Raw genomic sequence first — 17,136 nt, forward strand, 5'->3', positions numbered from 1 at the left:
TAATGGGGTCTATTGTTTTGTGCTGTTTTTTTATGTTCGACATTCTATTCACTGATTAACTTAATCATTGATTAAAAGCGGAATTAACTCGCGTAGGGTAAAAATGCCAGAAGTGAGGCGACACCAACAGTGACAAATAGTACGCTCACTATGGTCTTGATCTTACGTAATCGACTGCGGTTGTTGAGATCCCGCGCCGCACCCCATTTCAAAGCCACACGGTAAATGCCAATTGCTGCATGTAACTCCACAGTGAGCAGCAAAGGCAGATAAACCATCCAGACACCTTGATTCCAAATACGATCGGCGCTTCCCTGAGGGCCAATGGTTTCGGGAGCCGAGCCAATAAGCCACAAATGCACAGGCAACAGCAGTAAAATCACTACACCAGTAATGGCTTGCCAGCGCCACAAGCGAGTATCGCTGTGGTCGATCACTTGCATTTGTTGGTGCAGAGCCCTTTGCTGACGCAGACTCATGGGTAATTTTTGCAATGCCACTAACACGTGCACTAACGTCAAAATGGCAATACCAATGGCAATACAAGTCACTACCCAAGGATAACCGTGTCCGTCAGCTGACAGAAAACTCAGTTCCATAGTGCGAGCCACCCAACTCATGGCATCCGCACCCAATAAAATCGATGACACTAACACTAAGTGGGTCCACAAAAAGACTGCGAGTATTACCCCAGACAAACTCTGGCTTAAATCCAGCCAAGCACTCCATTTTTTAATATTTAATTTGATCGCCATCCTATCGCCTCACGCAGTTGACCTTATCGAGCCAATCTCATTAAGTCTTATCGCAAACTAATATCGCTCACACATCCACACGAAAACGTGAGCCAGATCAATTGAGTGCTGAATAATTAACCTAATGCTTAATAATAGCAGTGAAACAAAATCCTGCTGCAGGCTTAAAGCCTACTCAGGTACGAAGGGCTGCACAGGAATACCGAGCTCGCTACCGATAAATAGATATGAAACAAGGCTTGCAGTACCAAGGCATAGCAAATAAATAATCAGCACCTTAGCGAGTTTTCGCAGACCTGAGCGCTGAGTGGTTAAGCCCCACTTTACCGCTACGCGATAGAGACCAATCATGGCGTGTACCACTACAGCGGGAAGTAACAGCGCATACAGCAACCAAGCATTATCGTGATAAACCCGCTCAGCCGATAAATGCGGGCCAATTTCGGGATTCAAAATCATAGTGAAGAGATGAACTGGAACGAGGAAAAATAAGATAAAGCCAGTGATCAGTTGCCAAAACCACGCATGGGTATCCTTATGCTTGATATTCCCCATGTGCGAACGCAGGGCTCGCCATTGCCCTAGCTGCGCCGGAAAACGCCGCAGCGCCACCGCAGCATGTACTATCACCACCAATAACATAAACACTGAAAACACTTTAGTGACTATAGGAAAACCATGTCCTGTGCTGCTAAACATTCCACCTTCAAGCAACTGAACGACCCGATAAAAAGCCTCTTTACCCAGCAAAATACTCGATTCAAAATGCATGTGTAATAGTAAAAAGCTGCCAAGCATAATCCCTGTCGCACTCTGCAGCCTATCAGCCTTAGCCGACCAAGGATGACCTAGCGGTGTACTCACCCTATTGTGAACTCGAGTTATGCTTGTCATCTTGAATTAACCTATGTCGTTTATCGTTGGCACCTCTTGGCAAACTACACCATAGCAGCAACTCAAATCAGGCTTGAGTGTCACAGATTTAAAGCGTGAGCCAACTCACCTGACGGAGTTAAACTCTTAGAAGATGATCACAAAAAACGTATCAAAACCAAACAAAGGTAAAACCAATTAACCAATACTTTTCATAGCGTTATATCAAATAATGAAACTGACAATTCGTTTTTTAACACCAATCCATACCCGCCAGCTAACCCCTTGTCTGTATAGACAAAAGCGTAATACCAGGATAGCCAGTCGTCGAACCTAAAGCCTAGTGATAACCAAACGACCTTACCTAAAGCGCTTTAAATTCCCCCTACATCCTGCATTTTGGGATAGTTTGGGTATACAATACCGCGATATTTTGAACCCTTAGTTTATGAACACTCAGTCACAGGATGCCCCCATGCCTTGGATCCAACTCCGTATAAACACCAATAGCGATGACGCTGAAACCATCAGCGACTTGCTCATGGAAGAAGGTTCAGTCTCTATCACCTTCGAAGACGGTAAAGATACCCCTATTTTTGAACCTAAATTAGGCGAAACCCCACTGTGGCGCGATACTGTGGTAGTGGCCTTATTCGATGCAGAAACCGATCTGACACCGACCATCGCCATGCTGAAAACCTTGCCTTTCCTCGGTGAGAACTTCAGCCATAAAGTCGAACAAATTGAAGATAAAGACTGGGTACGCGAATGGATGGATAACTTCCACCCAATCCAATTCGGCACACGCTTATGGATCTGCCCAAGCTGGCGCGAAATCCCTGAGCCAACCGCGGTTAATGTGATCTTAGATCCGGGTCTTGCCTTCGGTACTGGCACTCATCCCACGACAGCACTGTGTTTAGAGTGGCTAGACAGCTTAGATTTAAGCGATGAAGAAGTGATCGATTTTGGCTGTGGTTCAGGCATCTTAGCCGTAGCCGCACTGAAACTGGGCGCGAAAAAAGTCACAGGTATCGATATCGACTATCAAGCCATCGACGCCTCGCGTGCCAACGCCGAGCGCAATGATGTCGCTGACAAGCTGGCGTTGTACTTACCAGAAGACCAACCCGCCGATCTCAAAGCCGACGTACTGGTCGCTAACATTCTTGCAGGCCCTCTGCGTGAATTAGCGCCTTTGATCGCAGAACGCGTAAAAACCGGTGGCAAACTTGCCCTTTCCGGTCTCCTCAAAGAACAAGCCCAAGAAATATCTGACTTTTATAGCCAATGGTTCGATATGGACGCAGCGGCTCACAAAGAAGATTGGAGCCGCTTGACAGGTAAGCGTAAATAGCGCTAAAGGGTGGCGCAACATGCGCCACCGCTGGCTTCCAACAATTTAGCCTCTGACTTCTCGTCAATTAAAAGTCAAGAAAAAAAATTACATCTAGGTCATTTATTGACCTTTTCACGGCCAACAAAAAGGGCTACTATAGCGCCCCTTTGAAGAGCTAAGGTGAAACATAAAATGCAGATTGGACCCTATCAACTGAACAATCAGCTGATCGTGGCACCAATGGCAGGTGTCACCGATCAAGCCTTCCGCAATCTTTGTCTTCGTTATGGCGCAGCCTTAGCGGTTTCCGAGATGCTTTCATCCAATCCCGAGGTTTGGGATACAGATAAAAGCCGCCAGCGCATGACGCATTCTGGCGAGGAAGGCATCCGCTCAGTGCAAATTGCAGGGGCTGATCCTGATTTAATGGCGCAAGCCGCGTTGTTCAATGTTGAACAAGGCGCTCACATCATTGATATCAACATGGGTTGCCCGGCGAAAAAAGTGAATAAAAAGCTGGCAGGCTCGGCGCTAATGCAAAATCCACCGCTGGTAAAAGAGATTTTACAAGCCGTGGTCGCCGCAGTGAACGTGCCTGTCACGTTAAAGATTCGCACCGGCTGGGAGCCAGAGCACAAGAATGGTGTTCAAATCGCCCAGATTGCAGAGGATTGTGGCATCGCCTCGCTCGCCGTTCACGGCCGCACGAGACAATGTATGTACAGAGGCAACGCCGAGTACGACACGATCAAAGCAATCAAACAGAATGTCTCGATTCCTGTTGTCGCCAATGGGGACATCGACAGTCCGGAGAAAGCCCGCTTTGTGCTGGAATACACCGGTGCCGATGCCTTGATGATAGGACGGGGTGCTCAAGGACGGCCTTGGATTTTCAGAGAAATCCAGCACTACTTGGAAACGGGTAATAAGCTAGCGCCCATTGAGGTTGCCGAACAGCGTCAAGTGATGCTGGAACACCTCACCAAACTGTATGACTTATATGGTGAATACAAGGGTATCCGCTTCGCCAGAAAACATATGGGATGGTACCTAGACCAAGAAGCTCAGCGCCAATTTAGGGCTGACTTTAATCGGCTGGAAACCGCTGCAGAACAGTATTCCCTCGTGGAATGTTATTTTGATGAATTAGTACAGAATTAATAAAGAGCAGAATAGAATGTTTGATCAGACAACTAACACAGAAGTTCACCAGCTTACCGTTGGCAAAATCGAAACCGCAAACGGCACTATCAAGCCCCAGTTATTACGTGACGCCGTCAAGCGTGCCGTAACTAACTTCTTCGCACAGTTGGACGGTCAGGAAGCACAAGAAGTTTATGAAATGGTGCTAAGCGAAGTTGAAGCGCCTCTGCTTGACATCATCATGCAACACACTCGTGGCAACCAAACCCGCGCAGCAAACATGCTAGGTATCAACCGTGGTACTCTGCGTAAAAAATTGAAAAAATACGGCATGAACTAATCCGCAAGGATTAAGCTGTTGTATTGAAAAAGAAAAGGCCTGAAGAGATTCAGGCTTTTTTGCTTTCTGATACACCATTTTCTAATGTAAACCTTTCTAATGCGCGCCCTTCTTATGCACATAGTTACACAGTTACCATCATGCTTGGTTTGCCACGCCTCTCACGCCAACTAAGACATCATTCACCAATACAATGCACTTAGCTGCTCTAGCGACCAAAATTAATAAATAATCCATACAGCCCATAGCACAACCTTGACACGAGCCATCGTTTTTTAAGTTATAATGCATTTAAAAATCAGTCTGTTAATTCTAAAACTTTTTAGCCGTAGGTTTTACATTGTCATTGAATCACTCTGAACAAGATATCAAACACAGTTGGTTTGGCCGTTTCTTTATTGGCAAAGCTGATGCGGTAAAACTCACCACGAGTGGTATTAGCATTAATCGCACTAAAGGCGGCTTTTTTGCTCACTCTCGCAGCGCTAACAAAGTAGAAGCTGACGAATGTTTTACCTGGCAACAGCTCGATTCCCCACCATTTTTTACCTTAAGTCCACTAGGTTATCTACTCGGTTTCACGGTATTAGGCAAAGCCTATCAACTGCCGTTTCTCAGCTATTTTGCACAGCATCAATTTAGCAATCAAATCGCACAGTATTGGGCAAATGCCAATGGGCCGCGCGTTGCTGAGTTAATGGCGAAAGTGGATAAGACACTGACACACACTTATTTACGTGAATCACGGGTGGAAATGATACAAGCCAGAGTCGCGCGCGAATATCAGCGTTGGTTCCCTTGGTGTGAAAACCTGCCATTGGCGACACATTTACACACAGTGTTAGCGAGGCTTAAGCAAATCCACCGCTGGACTCGCGCCGATATAAAGCAACTGCGTGAAGATTATATTCAGTCGCAGCTCATTAAATTTGCTGACTATTTTGAGCATGTAGAATCTAATCCCTTAACCGAAAAACAGCGCCGAGCTTGTATTATCGATGATAACAATAACCTGTTATTGGCAGGCGCAGGCACGGGAAAGACCAGTGTGATGGTTGGTCGAGCAGGATATTTGCTTAAGAGTGGTCAAGCAAAAGCCGATGAAATATTGCTATTAGCCTATGGCCGTAAAGCGGCTGACGAGATGGATGAGCGGATTAAAAACAGGCTCAGTACGGATGATATCAAGGCGAGCACCTTCCACAGCTTAGGCTCAAAAATTATCGCCGACGTTGAGCGAGCGAAACCGAGTTTGTCCCCTTTAGCGGAGGATGACAAAGCCAAAGAGCTGTGGGTGCACAATACCCTTGAGACTTTGATTGAAAATGAAGCTTACCGTAAACAACTTTTCGAATATTTCAGTCGTTTCTATTATGTTGAAAAAAGCCCATTCGAGTTCGATATGGAAGGCGAGTATTTTCAATACTTGAATGATAACGATATTCGCAGTCTTAAAGGTGAGCGAGTCAAAAGCTTTGGTGAGCTCTACATTGCCAACTGGCTATTTAGCAATGGCATCGAATATGTCTATGAAGCTAAGTATGAGCATGATGTGCGCAGTATTGATTTTCGTCAGTATCAACCCGATTTCTATCTACCTGAATACCAAATTTATCTTGAATACTATGGTATTGATGAACACCAGCATACCGCTCCTTATATCGATAACCAGAAATACTTGGAATCGATGGCATGGAAACGCCAGCTACATCAACAGCATGGCACTAAGTGTGTTAAGCTATTTTATTACCAACATAAAAAAGGGTTGTTAATCAGTAAGCTTGAGCAAGCTTTACAGGTCTTTAAAGTACAATATGCGCCCTTACCCGATGAAGCCATACTAGCAACCCTACATGAACTTGGCCGCGTGACCGAATTGGCAAAAATGTTTAGTCAGCTGATAGGACTGTATAAAGCGGCTTGCCTTGATGAACATGGACTTGAGGGGGTATTTGCTCGCGCCGCCGATGCTCAGCAGACCCGCAAGGCATTCGAACTGCTTGAGCCCATACTAACGCGCTATGAGCAACATTTAGTGATAAATGGCGACATTGATTTTGAGGACATGATAGGCAAAGCGTTGACGTATTTACAACGCGGGCAATTTATTAGCCCGTGGCGTTTTATTATGGTGGATGAGTTCCAAGATATTTCAGAACCACGTGCCCGCTTAGTGCGTGCCTTGAGGGATTCCTGTGCACCCCATTCTAAAGCGTTGGCGTCTTTATTTTGTGTCGGGGATGACTGGCAGGCAATTTATCGTTTTAGCGGTGCGGATGTGAGTTTAACAACGCAATTTAGCCAATATTTTGGCCCAACAACCCAAAGCTACTTGGATCTGACTTTTAGGTTTAACAGTAGTATTGGGCAAGTCGCCACTCAGTTTGTCACCCAGAATCCCACGCAATTGAGGAAGGACATTCGCTCCCTCATGCAGGTCGCCTACCCTGCAGTCTCAATATTACGCCGCGGAGAAAACGAGCAGTCAAGCCTAAATGAACCAAGCCCAAATGCACTGGAACAAGCATTAACGGCCATTAGTGCAAGGATAAGCGCTAGAAGTGACAAACTTAACAGCGTAGCAAGCGTCTATTTACTGGCACGTTTTTGGTTTCAGTTACCCGATAACATCCAAGTTAACCAACTTAAAGCTAAATATCCCAACTTGAAGATTGAGTGCCAATCTTTTCATGCTTCGAAAGGGAAAGAAGCCGATTATGTAGTGATCATGGGGATGAAAACGGGAATGCATGGCTTCCCTTCAATGAAAATCACTCCTCCGATACTAGATGCATTTTTACCAAAAACGGAAGCGTTTGAATTTGCAGAAGAACGTCGACTGTTTTATGTCGCGTTAACGCGGGCAAAACACCGCGCCTATGTGATTGCCGATATGACAGACGTGAGCCCATTCGTCACCGAACTGCTTACAAAAGGCTACGCAATTGAACAAGATGAATTCAGCACCACTTTAGTACAAAGGTTATTTGAAGACATAAAATGCGTGCGTTGTAGCACGGGAACGCTTAAGCCTAGAACGGGAAAATTTAAATCGTTTTATTCCTGCTCACATTTTCCCCTTTGCGATCACAAGGAAGAAGGTTGTGAGCTCTGTGCTAGCCCAATGACCCGCACACGCTTTGCTGGCTTTAAGGTATGTTTGAATGAGGACTGTGGTCATATAGCGCCACTTTGTAGCCTCTGTGGTGGCGATATGCTGTTAAAGGATGGTCGATTTGGCCCCTTTTGGGCTTGCCGCAATTACCGCGGGCAAAACCTACCCAGCTGCATGAATATTCTAAACAAGGCCAAGTTGTCGCTTCCATGCGAGCGACCCACAAAGCATGTGAGCTAGATGCAAGAATGCTCAACAAAAGCCTATAACAATGAGTCGCAACTCATTTTTATAGGCAGGGGATTTAGAGTAAAAAGAAGAAATAAACAACGAGGAAAAAGGAGCTGAGTGCGCCAATAACCACTGGGTAAATAAGATAAGCATCTTGCGCTCTGGCAGCACGAATAAAACATAAATGAGCCAGAAAATAATTATAGATAAAAATCATAATTGAAATCATAACACCATGGCTAAAGCGTAATGTATTCATATTGAGTGCAACAATAATAAGCAATAGCCAATTCAGCAGAATAAGATACAGAAAGACCTTCTGTAATTTATCCGAGCCGTTTCGATGAAAAGATGCAGCCATTGCATATCCTATATTTTCGCCCGTAGTCTAATTGCATCAATCAAGTTCTGGACTTCAGCTTTATCACGATCAATCCAGCGAGCGCCTAAGAACTTCAATCGACCTTTAATCGTCTGTTCTCGAGTTACCTCACACAAGACTCGTGTTTGCTCAAGTTCAATATAGAATCTCCTCCCTACTGACAGTGGTTCATTGCACAAAATCCCAACACCGCCAATGCTAATATCTTTTATATTTGCAGTTCCAATCGGCGTAATAACAAACCAGCGAGTTGTTGATAAATTTACTGTCAGGCCATCGCATGCAAATGCGAGTGGCGCTCTTTTATTTCTTCTCAGGCTAAATCTTTGATGAGTTCGACGATTATCAAATTCAATAATCTGATACTCAGGAGTCGCTTCAACTTCATCCTCAGAATGTACAAACTCTTCATACAGATTCATAGTCATCCCTAACAAATGAGAGCAGGTATTAACACTAACGAGTGTTTGCTTGGCGCTTAATTTCGTTGATTGTAACGCCACTTGGGACTGTATCGATCGGAGCGCCAATCATGCCTCTTAATAACTGTTCAGCAGAGGAGGTTAAAATAAGCGCCTCAATCCGACGATTAGCCGCCGCAGCAGTATCCGAAGTGATGTAAGGAACCTGATCAGCCATACCCGTCACCTGAATAACCTGATCGCGTTTAACACCGCCACGCTCAAGCACTCTTCGTGCTAATAGTGCTCTTTCACTCGATAATTCCCAATTGGTAAATAAATTGCCCGCATAAGGTGTTGAATCTGTATGACCCGAAATAACCATGCTGTTGGTGACATTTTTTAAAATCGGCCCTAAAGATAAAAGTAATTCTTCAAAATAGGGTTGCATCTGCGCACTGCCTCGCGTGAACATAAATTGATTCACATTATCGTGAATTAAGATGCGTATGCCTTGAGGCACAATCGTCACGGCAATATTTTCAGCCATGCTCGAGCTTTGCACGACTCGATTCAATTCTCTGGCGAGCACAGTTAATTGCGCCTGAGTATCAAATTGCCCGGGGATGAGCGCACCCTCCTCTAATCCTTCTGACTCCGAACCTCTAGGCATAGAATTGGAAGGTATGATTGGAGGAGCAATAGACATATTTCCTTCTAAATCAATAATCGAAGATGACTGACTTAGCTCAAATGGATTCATTGGACCAGTGGGATTCATATCTCCACGTAAATACTGCACTATCATGGTTCGCTCTTTTTGATCTGCGATTTGCATGATCCACAGCACCATAAAGAGCGCCATCATAGCAAGCGTGAAATCGGCAAAAGCGACTTTCCACGCACCACCATGCCCATGATTACGCTTTCCTCGCTTTCGCCGCTTGATAATAATCGGCTCATTTTTATGGAGCATTAGCTTCTCTGCCCTTCCATCCAACGTTCTAACTCTATAAATGAAGGACGATTTTCACTTTGTATTTGTTTCCGTCCCGCATCAATAGCCATCATTGGTGGTTTACCTTTTGAAAAGGTCACTAAAATAGCGGCTATGCACCGAAGCTGTGCCGATTTGCGATCAACTAGATGTTCTAATGCCTTTGACATTGGGTCAAAGAAACAATAACACGCGAAAATACCAATAAATGTACCGACTAATGCCGCGGCAACTTTGACACCAATCATAGTAATTGGGCCATCAATATTAGACATAGTAATGATAATACCGAGTACAGCAGCTAAAATACCAAAGCCAGGCATAGCCTCTCCCACCTTACTAAAAGCTTCCGATGGCCGTAATCTGTCCTCTTCTATACGATGAATTTCTTCTTCTAGGATATGCTCTAAGTCATGGGGAGATATTTTCCCAATAGACTGCACTCGTAAGTTATCAATTAAAAACTGTAAAACATTTGGGTGATTGAGCACGGCTGGGTACATTAGAAAAATAGAGCTCTGATGAGGATTTTCTAAATGTTCATCGAGCACTTTTAAGCCTTGAGATTGGATCTGAGCCATTAAAGTGCCCATCAAAGGAAATAGCTGAGGATATAATTCAGGATCTTCCTTGCCCTTATTAAATAATTCTTTTAACTGCTCAAACATCTCTTTTAATACTGATTGTGGGTTAGCAATAATGAGCGCTCCAACTCCGGCCCCCATAATGATTAAAATTTCAGCAGGCTGCCACAATGCAGACAAAGCTCCACCAGCCCAAACATATCCACCAAACACAGAAGCTAAAATGATTAACAGCCCAACTAGTTTACTCATTACGATCTTCTCACTTTTAAACTTTAGCGCTGCAATATTGTTTTTAACTGTGAAATTGCTGATTTATGCAGCTGGCAAATACGCGTTTCAGTCAATCCCAATGCCATAGCAATTTCTTTTAAATTCAGCTCATGATGATAGTAAAGCGACAAAATTAGCTGTTCTCTTTCATTTAATTTTGAAATAACTTTAATCAAGGTTTGCTTCAGCATTAACCGCTCAACATCATTGCTTCTATCTACTGGATGATCACCGCCCAATAGCAACTCATCTAAGCTTTTCATCGACTCTGCTTGCGTCGAGTATAAACGTTCCCGATAATCCTCCGCGCTAAGCCCAAGCGCACTGGCCACTTCAAGATCGCTTGGTTCACGTCCCATCTCTCGACTCAAACGTCTAACAACATCATTAAGCTCATGGGCCTGCTGTCTAACAGGTCTAGGACGCCAATCCTGCCGCCTCAACTCGTCGAGTATGGCACCGCGAATCCGTTGCCCAGCGAAGGAAATAAATCCATTATCCAGCTCGCCAGGATACCGACGTGATGACTCAAGCAAGGCCATCATGCCAATTTGCTCCATATCCTCGAGTGATAACATCACGCCGCAGTGACTGCGCATCTGCGAGACTATACGTTTGATTAATGGCAAGTATTGTCGAATAATCTGTTGTTCAGATTGACGCTCTTCGACTGGATAATCACAGGTTTGTTGATATGCGAGTTGGCCCGCTGCTGTCATGATAAGGCCTCTTACTGGATCACCATGCGAGTAAAGAGTACTTCATCAATATCTGATGGTAATTGGTTATCTGACAGCACTTTAACCATCAATATCAACGCTTCTGATTGTAAACTGTCAAGCTGATCTAAGTGGTTCAACTGCTCAAATGTTTTACGTGAGAACATCTTCATCATAGCGTTTCGTATAAGTGGATCTGACTCCAGCAACACCGCTTTCATATTGGGATTACGGCTTTTTAATGACATTTCAAGCAGCATGTAATGGGGATACTTATCCCCGGGAATCGATATCACAAACTTTTCTAACGGGTAAAACTTTGCAACTGGTATAGGTTCGACTTCCGGTTCCGATGCAAAAAGCTCTGCTAGCTTCCAATCTCCACTACTTGTTCCAATCCAGAATGCACCTGCGGTCGAACTAATGAGCACAAGTAACGCTACGATAATCTTTACTAAACGAGATTTTAAAATTGCCATTAAACGACTCCGGCACTTAAGCCAATAAATCTAATTGGGATTTCTCTCTCGCCATCACATCGACTACATTATCCGTTGTAGTCTCAGCCGCTATCGAAGAGGAGAATAATGCAGTTTCCTGTTGATGCTGTTGCGATTCACCTTGACCAATATCGACATCAATTTGACCGCCATGATCCATTGCTAAATCCACTCTCAAACGATCCAAACCATTGAGTAATGCATCTCGAATTGCCGGATTTACTGCATGCATTTGCACCTGTAAACGATCACCCTCTAAACGGATATTGAGCTCAATCTTGCCCAGCTCTGGCGGATCTAACCTTAATTCGGCTTTCTTAATATGTTGATCGACTTGGAAACGAAGATGCTCTCTTAAGGGAGTAAGGATCTCCTGAGAGTGCTGCGCTAAAGAAGCCATGGGAGTGAGAGATACGGGGCCCCATTGAGTAGCACTTGCAGCCTGCGTACCCGCAACCTGCTGAGATCCTATCGCATTAATATCTTTAACTTCATGCCCCCTAAGTTCTGCCAACACACGCTGAAACACTGACGAGTCAGATTTCAAATGCTCAAAATCCCCAGAGAAAGTTGCCAGCGTTGAATCCTGCGTAAATACGCCGCTCATTTTCAAGGATTCGCCACTCATGCCCACAGGCTGAGTACGACTTCCTGCAAGAGCCATAGATGAGGTCATCCCTGAACTAAATAGCGTTCCTCTTTGATCTGTGGCTGAGAGCCCAATTAAAGACGCTGGAGTTCGACCTATCGGATCCGCTTTAACAGTTTCCGCAGGAAAAATCACAGGAACAAACGGCGCGACAGCAGTCGGTGAAACGAGACTGTTCTGAGGCGTAGCGGCTAAGCCATCTTGACTAATAGGTGCTGAGTTAATCTCAGTATTTAACAGTGACGGAGATACTCCTGGTACAACAGGAGCAGCAACTGATACAACAGAAGAAGCAACGGGTGCAAAAGGCACTGAGTCGGAAAAATCACTATTAATATATTGATTTAAAAAGGTATCAGCATCACTACCTAGAGCTTTTTCTGCACTCGGAGTCCACATAGCACTCTCTAGCGGAAGAGATTCCGCAGGCAATCCTATAGGGAATGCCAACAAGGTAAATGACTCAGATTTATCTTTATCAACTGCACTTGTCACTTTAGTCGTCAAGCTGGTATTTGTGCCAACAGGACGAGTTGAAAGAAGATCAGAGATCATCCAAAGCTCCACTTACTTGTGTTAATTGATAGGCTGCTAAACCTGGTTGTTGCGCCTTAAAGCGGCCCATTTCAGCGGCTAATTCATCACGAGCCAAGATCAACTCTTGCAGCACTTGGGAATGAACCCGCTTTAATTCTGCACGTGCCAATTTCTGCTCAATATCATGAGTCTCACCTGCCTGTTGCAGGGCTTTGATCAAAGCGATGTTCACTTTTCGGACGCTTTCCCAATCCTGAGCATCTGCATATTGGCGTAAAGCATTCGCAAAACGCGCCCACTGCTTAATTGAGATTTGTCCATCCTTCTCTGACATTGGTAATCACCTGAGTCACTGGAACTAGCGCTTCAGCACTGTTTTCGACACTGGCGCTGACAAGCTGACGGCTACAAAAGTCATAGAGACGATGTAAGCTCACGGCAACCTCACCACCATTTTCAAGGTCAAGCATAGAGTCCAAGCCATGCACGATATTAAGGCACTTATGGATACTCATTCCTTTCGCCTCAAACCTTTGGTATTCCATATGGCCAGCGGTCCGCTCTAGTTCTTCCAATAAACCATCAAGTAACATACGCACCATGTCATGGGTTGTTGCTGCCGCTACTTGTGCATCTAAAGCGGTTTGCTTGTAGGCATTAAATGGATCGTACTCATTTAACATTTTTTACTGCTTCCTATGAAAACAACTGACTTGCGGAATTAAACTGATTAATGGTGGATTCCATTGCCGTAAACTGGGTTAAATAAATCTGATACTTTTGATTCATTTGATAATCATGGCGCGCCATACTGTCATTCACACTTTTAATCTGCTTATTTAGCGCTTCCTGCTTTTGATCGATATAGCCATTGAACTGTGTAAAAGGTTTTAGGGTCTTTTCTATGCTTTTGATATAACTGTCAGGACCAGTAAACATGGCTTGTACTTTTTCTGGATCACTTTTAAAGCTATCGGTCAGCTTAGCATCATCAATTTTTAGTTTTCCGTCTCGTCCAATCTCAATCCCGATATCAGACAAACGCATGCCATTAGCAGCCGTTGCAAATACAGAATCACGTAATTTAGACTGGAGAAGGCGAATAGAGGTATCCCCCTTCAACACTCCAATTTGCGCTTCACTCACTGCAGTGGTTTTGTCTTCCTTATCTTTATCGGAAGAGCCAGAGTCAGAGGTCTTAACGCCCATAGAACGAGTTAATTGATTAATTTGCGTCATTAAAGAATTAAATGAATCGACAAAATCCTTAACCGCTTTCTTATTCGCTTCAAAATCGTCTGTGACTTTAATCATGCTGCTTTCACCAACCGCATGCACCTTGACTAATTCGAGGCTTACACCATCAACAACATTTTCTAGATAGTTACTACTGCTGGTAATACTGATACCGTTTAATGTAAGTTCCGCATCTTGTGCTGCACGACGTTCTGTCATGCCCCAATCGGCACCGTTAAACTCAACCTTCACTTGATTCGCGACACCCGATTCCTTTGAAGACAGCATAAATTCGATTTGGTTACCTGTGCGCACTAATGACGCTTGTACACCAGGATTACCCACTTGTTTATTGATCACATCGCGTAACTGAGACACAGAAATAGCCGCACCGCCATTAACCGTTGCCAAATCAATTTCCATGCGCTTAGTCGGATCACTACCGACTTGAATACTGATAATGCCCGACGTTGGCAACAATTCACTTTCAGAGGAATAGGCTTTAGTCAGTTGATGCGCTTGCGCAAGTTTATGCACGCTCAAATCATAGTTGCCCTTTGGAGCATCAGATTTAACTGTCGCGGTCGCATTCTCGCCCGTAACCGTAGCAATTTTGCCTTTAGCTGCATCGCCACCCATTTCACTCAGCTTAGTGGCCATTTTCTTCATATTATTTTCGAGCAACGTATAAGCATCTAACTGTGTTTTGCTGGCAGTTAGCTTACCTTTGTAAAGCGTATCTTTACCTGCGCGGTCTGCGCCAATCAGTTGCTGAGCAAATTGTGCTGCATTCATACCTGAAATCATGACTACCTCCACTCGTTCTAGAGCAAAACGCATGCCAAAAACAAGTTGCTGTTTTTAAAGAAAATTAAATAATTAACTGGCCCAAACACAGCTAAATACTTCCGCATGAACACTTAAACAGGAAAACCATCTTCCACTTTGTGTTATCGAAAATTACCCACTAAAACATGAACCTTATAGGTTTCAATCTCGGGTTTAGCGACTACCGACCAATACATAAACCGTGGCTAAAATAAAAATGCCAGTCAGCGCAACTAACTGGCATTTTAGCCGTGACCAATGACATCACTTGCCCAATAGCATTAACGCAATAGACCCATGACTAAACCCGTGTTCTGGTTAGCTGAAGACAGTACCGTTGTACCCGCCTGAACTAATAATTGATTACGTGTCATATTGGCAGATTCAACCGCGAAATCGGCATCCATAATACGGCCGGCAGCGGCTTTAGTATTTTCAGTTACGCTGGCAAGGTTAGCCGCAGTATGGCCAAGACGGTTAATGTTGGCACCTAAGGTTGAACGTTCTGTCCCCACTTTAGCCAAGAAGGTATCAACAGCCCCGATAGCCGTATTGGCGGCAGCAGAAGTCAACAAATCACCAGTAACTGTCTTATCAATAGCACCTAAGGTAACTGACATTTGCTCTGCTCCATCCGAGCCAATCTGAAAGGTCACACCTTTGACGAGTACACCATCAGTAGCATCTTTAAATAAGTTATTACCCGCATAGGTTGTATTTTCTACAATACGGGTAATTTCTGCATTTAATTGCTTAAATTCATCATCCAACGCTTTTAAATCTGCTGTAGAGTTAACGCCGTTTGATGCTTGAGTCGCCAATTCTTTCTGGCGGTTAGCAATAGTCGTTAATTCTTCTAACGCACCATCTGCGGTTTGCAGCATAGAGGTCGCATCAGAAATATTGCGTGAAGCCGTTTCCATGCCCTTTACGTTAGCGCTCATGCGGTTAGCAATTTGCAAACCCGCTGCATCATCAGATGCGCTATTGATACGTAAACCCGTCGACAAACGCTCCATAGCATTAGTTAATAGATTATTACTTTTATTAACAGCACCTTGTGCAACAATTGACGCGTAATTAGTGTGAACACCTAACATATCAGCTCTCCTAGAAAAAACAGTTATCTTGGCTATGCCTGAATCCCGGTATAGCTCCATAACTAAGTAAGGCGACAGCAACAGCGCAAAACTAAAACTTATTTAAAAATAGATGGGATCACCTCTATAAAAACAGACTTAAATGGCATCCACAAAACGCCATAAAAAATGCCAGCAAGCTAAGCTTACTGGCACTTAAAACTAACTCAACTCGGCGTAATTAACGCAGTAGCCCCATCACTAAACCTGTATTTTGGTTAGCAGAAGACAGTACCGTTGTACCCGCTTGAACTAATAATTGATTGCGGGTCATATTGGCAGATTCAACCGCGAAATCGGCATCCATAATACGTCCAGCGGCAGCTTTGGTATTTTCAGTCACACTGGCAAGGTTAGCTGCAGTATGTCCAAGACGGTTAATGTTGGCGCCTAGTGTAGAACGTTCTGTACCGACTGCTGCGATAAAAGTATCAACAAGGGCAATTGCCGCATTCGCGCCAGTAGTTAAATCACCAGCAGCCAGCGCAGCATCATCTATGGCTGTTGTTGTAACAACCAATTTTTCACCCGTTCCGGCACCAATTTGGAAGGTAACACCAGCCTCCAACTTGGTGAATAAGTTATTACCGGCATAAGTTGTATTATCGAGAATACGGGTAATTTCGGTGTTTAATTGAGTAAACTCATCATTCAGAGCCGTTAAATCATCAGCAGAGTTCACACCGTTTGCCGCTTGAGTGGCGAGTTCTTTCTGGCGATTAGCAATGGTCGTTAATTCTTCTAACGCACCATCAGCGGTTTGTAGCATAGAGGTCGCATCAGAAATATTACGTGAAGCGGTTTCCATACCTTTAACGTTAGCGCTCATGCGGTTAGCAATTTGCAAACCAGCAGCATCATCAGATGCGCTATTGATACGTAAACCTGTCGATAAACGCTCCATTGCATTAGTCAATAGGTTATTGCTTTTGTTAACAGCACCTTGAGCAACAATTGAAGCGTAATTAGTGTGAACACCTAACATATAAGTTCTCCATTAAATAACGAGTAGCGGGGTTAGACCTGAGTTCAGGCATAACTAACTAAAGCGACTACACAAGCCCACAACTAAAATCGATATTTAAAAAATAGAGT

At 44.2% G+C, this 17,136-nt stretch carries 18 protein-coding genes; 4 read left to right on the top strand and 14 right to left on the bottom strand.

The genetic code is table 11. The features are described 5' to 3' along the window. Positions 1-83: 83 nt before the first annotated feature. Entirely contained in the window at positions 84-755 is a 672-nt protein-coding gene (locus HGO26_RS13810; RefSeq protein WP_113940802.1) for a fumarate reductase cytochrome b subunit, read from the bottom strand. A 171-nt stretch (positions 756-926) separates the two neighbouring features. After that, positions 927-1,649 (bottom strand): fumarate reductase cytochrome b subunit, encoded by a 723-nt coding sequence (locus tag HGO26_RS13815; RefSeq protein WP_105250426.1) that lies wholly within the window; start codon positions 1,647-1,649, stop codon positions 927-929. Positions 1,650-2,103: 454 nt separating this feature from the next. Here HGO26_RS13815 and prmA point away from each other — a divergent pair, with 454 nt between their 5' ends. From prmA to HGO26_RS13835, 4 genes are all read left to right on the top strand, one after another. Continuing rightward, on the top strand, positions 2,104-2,985 hold the full coding sequence (gene prmA, locus HGO26_RS13820; RefSeq protein WP_168825857.1) for a 50S ribosomal protein L11 methyltransferase: 882 nt from the start codon (positions 2,104-2,106) through the stop codon (positions 2,983-2,985). 174 nt (positions 2,986-3,159) lie between these two features. Continuing rightward, the gene (gene dusB, locus HGO26_RS13825) at positions 3,160-4,128 is read left to right on the top strand and encodes a tRNA dihydrouridine synthase DusB (protein WP_105250428.1); all 969 of its coding nucleotides are present in this window, start codon (positions 3,160-3,162) and stop codon (positions 4,126-4,128) included. A 16-nt stretch (positions 4,129-4,144) separates the two neighbouring features. Beyond that, positions 4,145-4,450: a DNA-binding transcriptional regulator Fis gene (gene fis, locus HGO26_RS13830; RefSeq protein ID WP_006083371.1), complete on the top strand. Its 306-nt coding sequence runs from the start codon at positions 4,145-4,147 to the stop codon at positions 4,448-4,450. A 340-nt stretch (positions 4,451-4,790) separates the two neighbouring features. After that, the gene (locus HGO26_RS13835; protein WP_168825859.1) at positions 4,791-7,805 is read left to right on the top strand and encodes a UvrD-helicase domain-containing protein; all 3,015 of its coding nucleotides are present in this window, start codon (positions 4,791-4,793) and stop codon (positions 7,803-7,805) included. A 64-nt stretch (positions 7,806-7,869) separates the two neighbouring features. Here HGO26_RS13835 and HGO26_RS13840 read toward each other — a convergent pair whose 3' ends face one another. From HGO26_RS13840 to HGO26_RS13895, 12 genes are all read right to left on the bottom strand, one after another. Continuing rightward, positions 7,870-8,157 carry a hypothetical protein gene (locus HGO26_RS13840; RefSeq protein ID WP_113940804.1) on the bottom strand — a complete coding sequence of 96 codons (288 nt, stop codon included), beginning with the start codon at positions 8,155-8,157 and terminating at the stop codon, positions 7,870-7,872. Positions 8,158-8,165: 8 nt separating this feature from the next. Further along, entirely contained in the window at positions 8,166-8,600 is a 435-nt protein-coding gene (locus HGO26_RS13845) for a pilus assembly protein PilZ (protein WP_168825861.1), read from the bottom strand. A gap of 34 nt (positions 8,601-8,634) precedes the next feature. After that, positions 8,635-9,555 carry a flagellar motor protein MotB gene (locus HGO26_RS13850; protein WP_168825863.1) on the bottom strand — a complete coding sequence of 307 codons (921 nt, stop codon included), beginning with the start codon at positions 9,553-9,555 and terminating at the stop codon, positions 8,635-8,637. Further along, the gene (gene motA / locus HGO26_RS13855) at positions 9,555-10,412 is read right to left on the bottom strand and encodes a flagellar motor stator protein MotA (protein ID WP_168825865.1); all 858 of its coding nucleotides are present in this window, start codon (positions 10,410-10,412) and stop codon (positions 9,555-9,557) included. Before motA ends, HGO26_RS13850 begins: the two co-directional genes overlap by 1 nt. Positions 10,413-10,435: 23 nt before the next feature. Further along, positions 10,436-11,152 carry an RNA polymerase sigma factor FliA gene (locus HGO26_RS13860; RefSeq protein WP_113940808.1) on the bottom strand — a complete coding sequence of 239 codons (717 nt, stop codon included), beginning with the start codon at positions 11,150-11,152 and terminating at the stop codon, positions 10,436-10,438. An 11-nt stretch (positions 11,153-11,163) separates the two neighbouring features. Continuing rightward, a complete protein-coding gene (locus tag HGO26_RS13865; RefSeq protein ID WP_168825867.1) occupies positions 11,164-11,631 on the bottom strand; it encodes a flagellar basal body-associated FliL family protein in 468 nt (155 codons plus the stop codon). 16 nt (positions 11,632-11,647) lie between these two features. Then, the gene (locus HGO26_RS13870; RefSeq protein WP_168825869.1) at positions 11,648-12,856 is read right to left on the bottom strand and encodes a flagellar hook-length control protein FliK; all 1,209 of its coding nucleotides are present in this window, start codon (positions 12,854-12,856) and stop codon (positions 11,648-11,650) included. Next, the gene (locus tag HGO26_RS13875) at positions 12,846-13,172 is read right to left on the bottom strand and encodes a hypothetical protein (protein ID WP_168825871.1); all 327 of its coding nucleotides are present in this window, start codon (positions 13,170-13,172) and stop codon (positions 12,846-12,848) included. Before HGO26_RS13875 ends, HGO26_RS13870 begins: the two co-directional genes overlap by 11 nt. Further along, on the bottom strand, positions 13,141-13,521 hold the full coding sequence (fliS, locus tag HGO26_RS13880) for a flagellar export chaperone FliS (RefSeq protein WP_113940812.1): 381 nt from the start codon (positions 13,519-13,521) through the stop codon (positions 13,141-13,143). Before fliS ends, HGO26_RS13875 begins: the two co-directional genes overlap by 32 nt. Positions 13,522-13,534: 13 nt before the next feature. Further along, the gene (gene fliD / locus HGO26_RS13885; RefSeq protein WP_168825873.1) at positions 13,535-14,881 is read right to left on the bottom strand and encodes a flagellar filament capping protein FliD; all 1,347 of its coding nucleotides are present in this window, start codon (positions 14,879-14,881) and stop codon (positions 13,535-13,537) included. A 302-nt stretch (positions 14,882-15,183) separates the two neighbouring features. Next, complete coding sequence (locus HGO26_RS13890; RefSeq protein ID WP_113940814.1) at positions 15,184-16,002, bottom strand: flagellin N-terminal helical domain-containing protein; 819 nt, start codon at positions 16,000-16,002, stop codon at positions 15,184-15,186. Between the two features lie 220 nt (positions 16,003-16,222). Next, on the bottom strand, positions 16,223-17,026 hold the full coding sequence (locus tag HGO26_RS13895) for a flagellin N-terminal helical domain-containing protein (protein ID WP_113940815.1): 804 nt from the start codon (positions 17,024-17,026) through the stop codon (positions 16,223-16,225). Positions 17,027-17,136: the final 110 nt, after the last annotated feature.

Source organism: Shewanella oncorhynchi (assembly GCF_012584455.1).
In the GTDB taxonomy this organism is placed as follows: Bacteria; Pseudomonadota; Gammaproteobacteria; order Enterobacterales; family Shewanellaceae; genus Shewanella; species Shewanella oncorhynchi.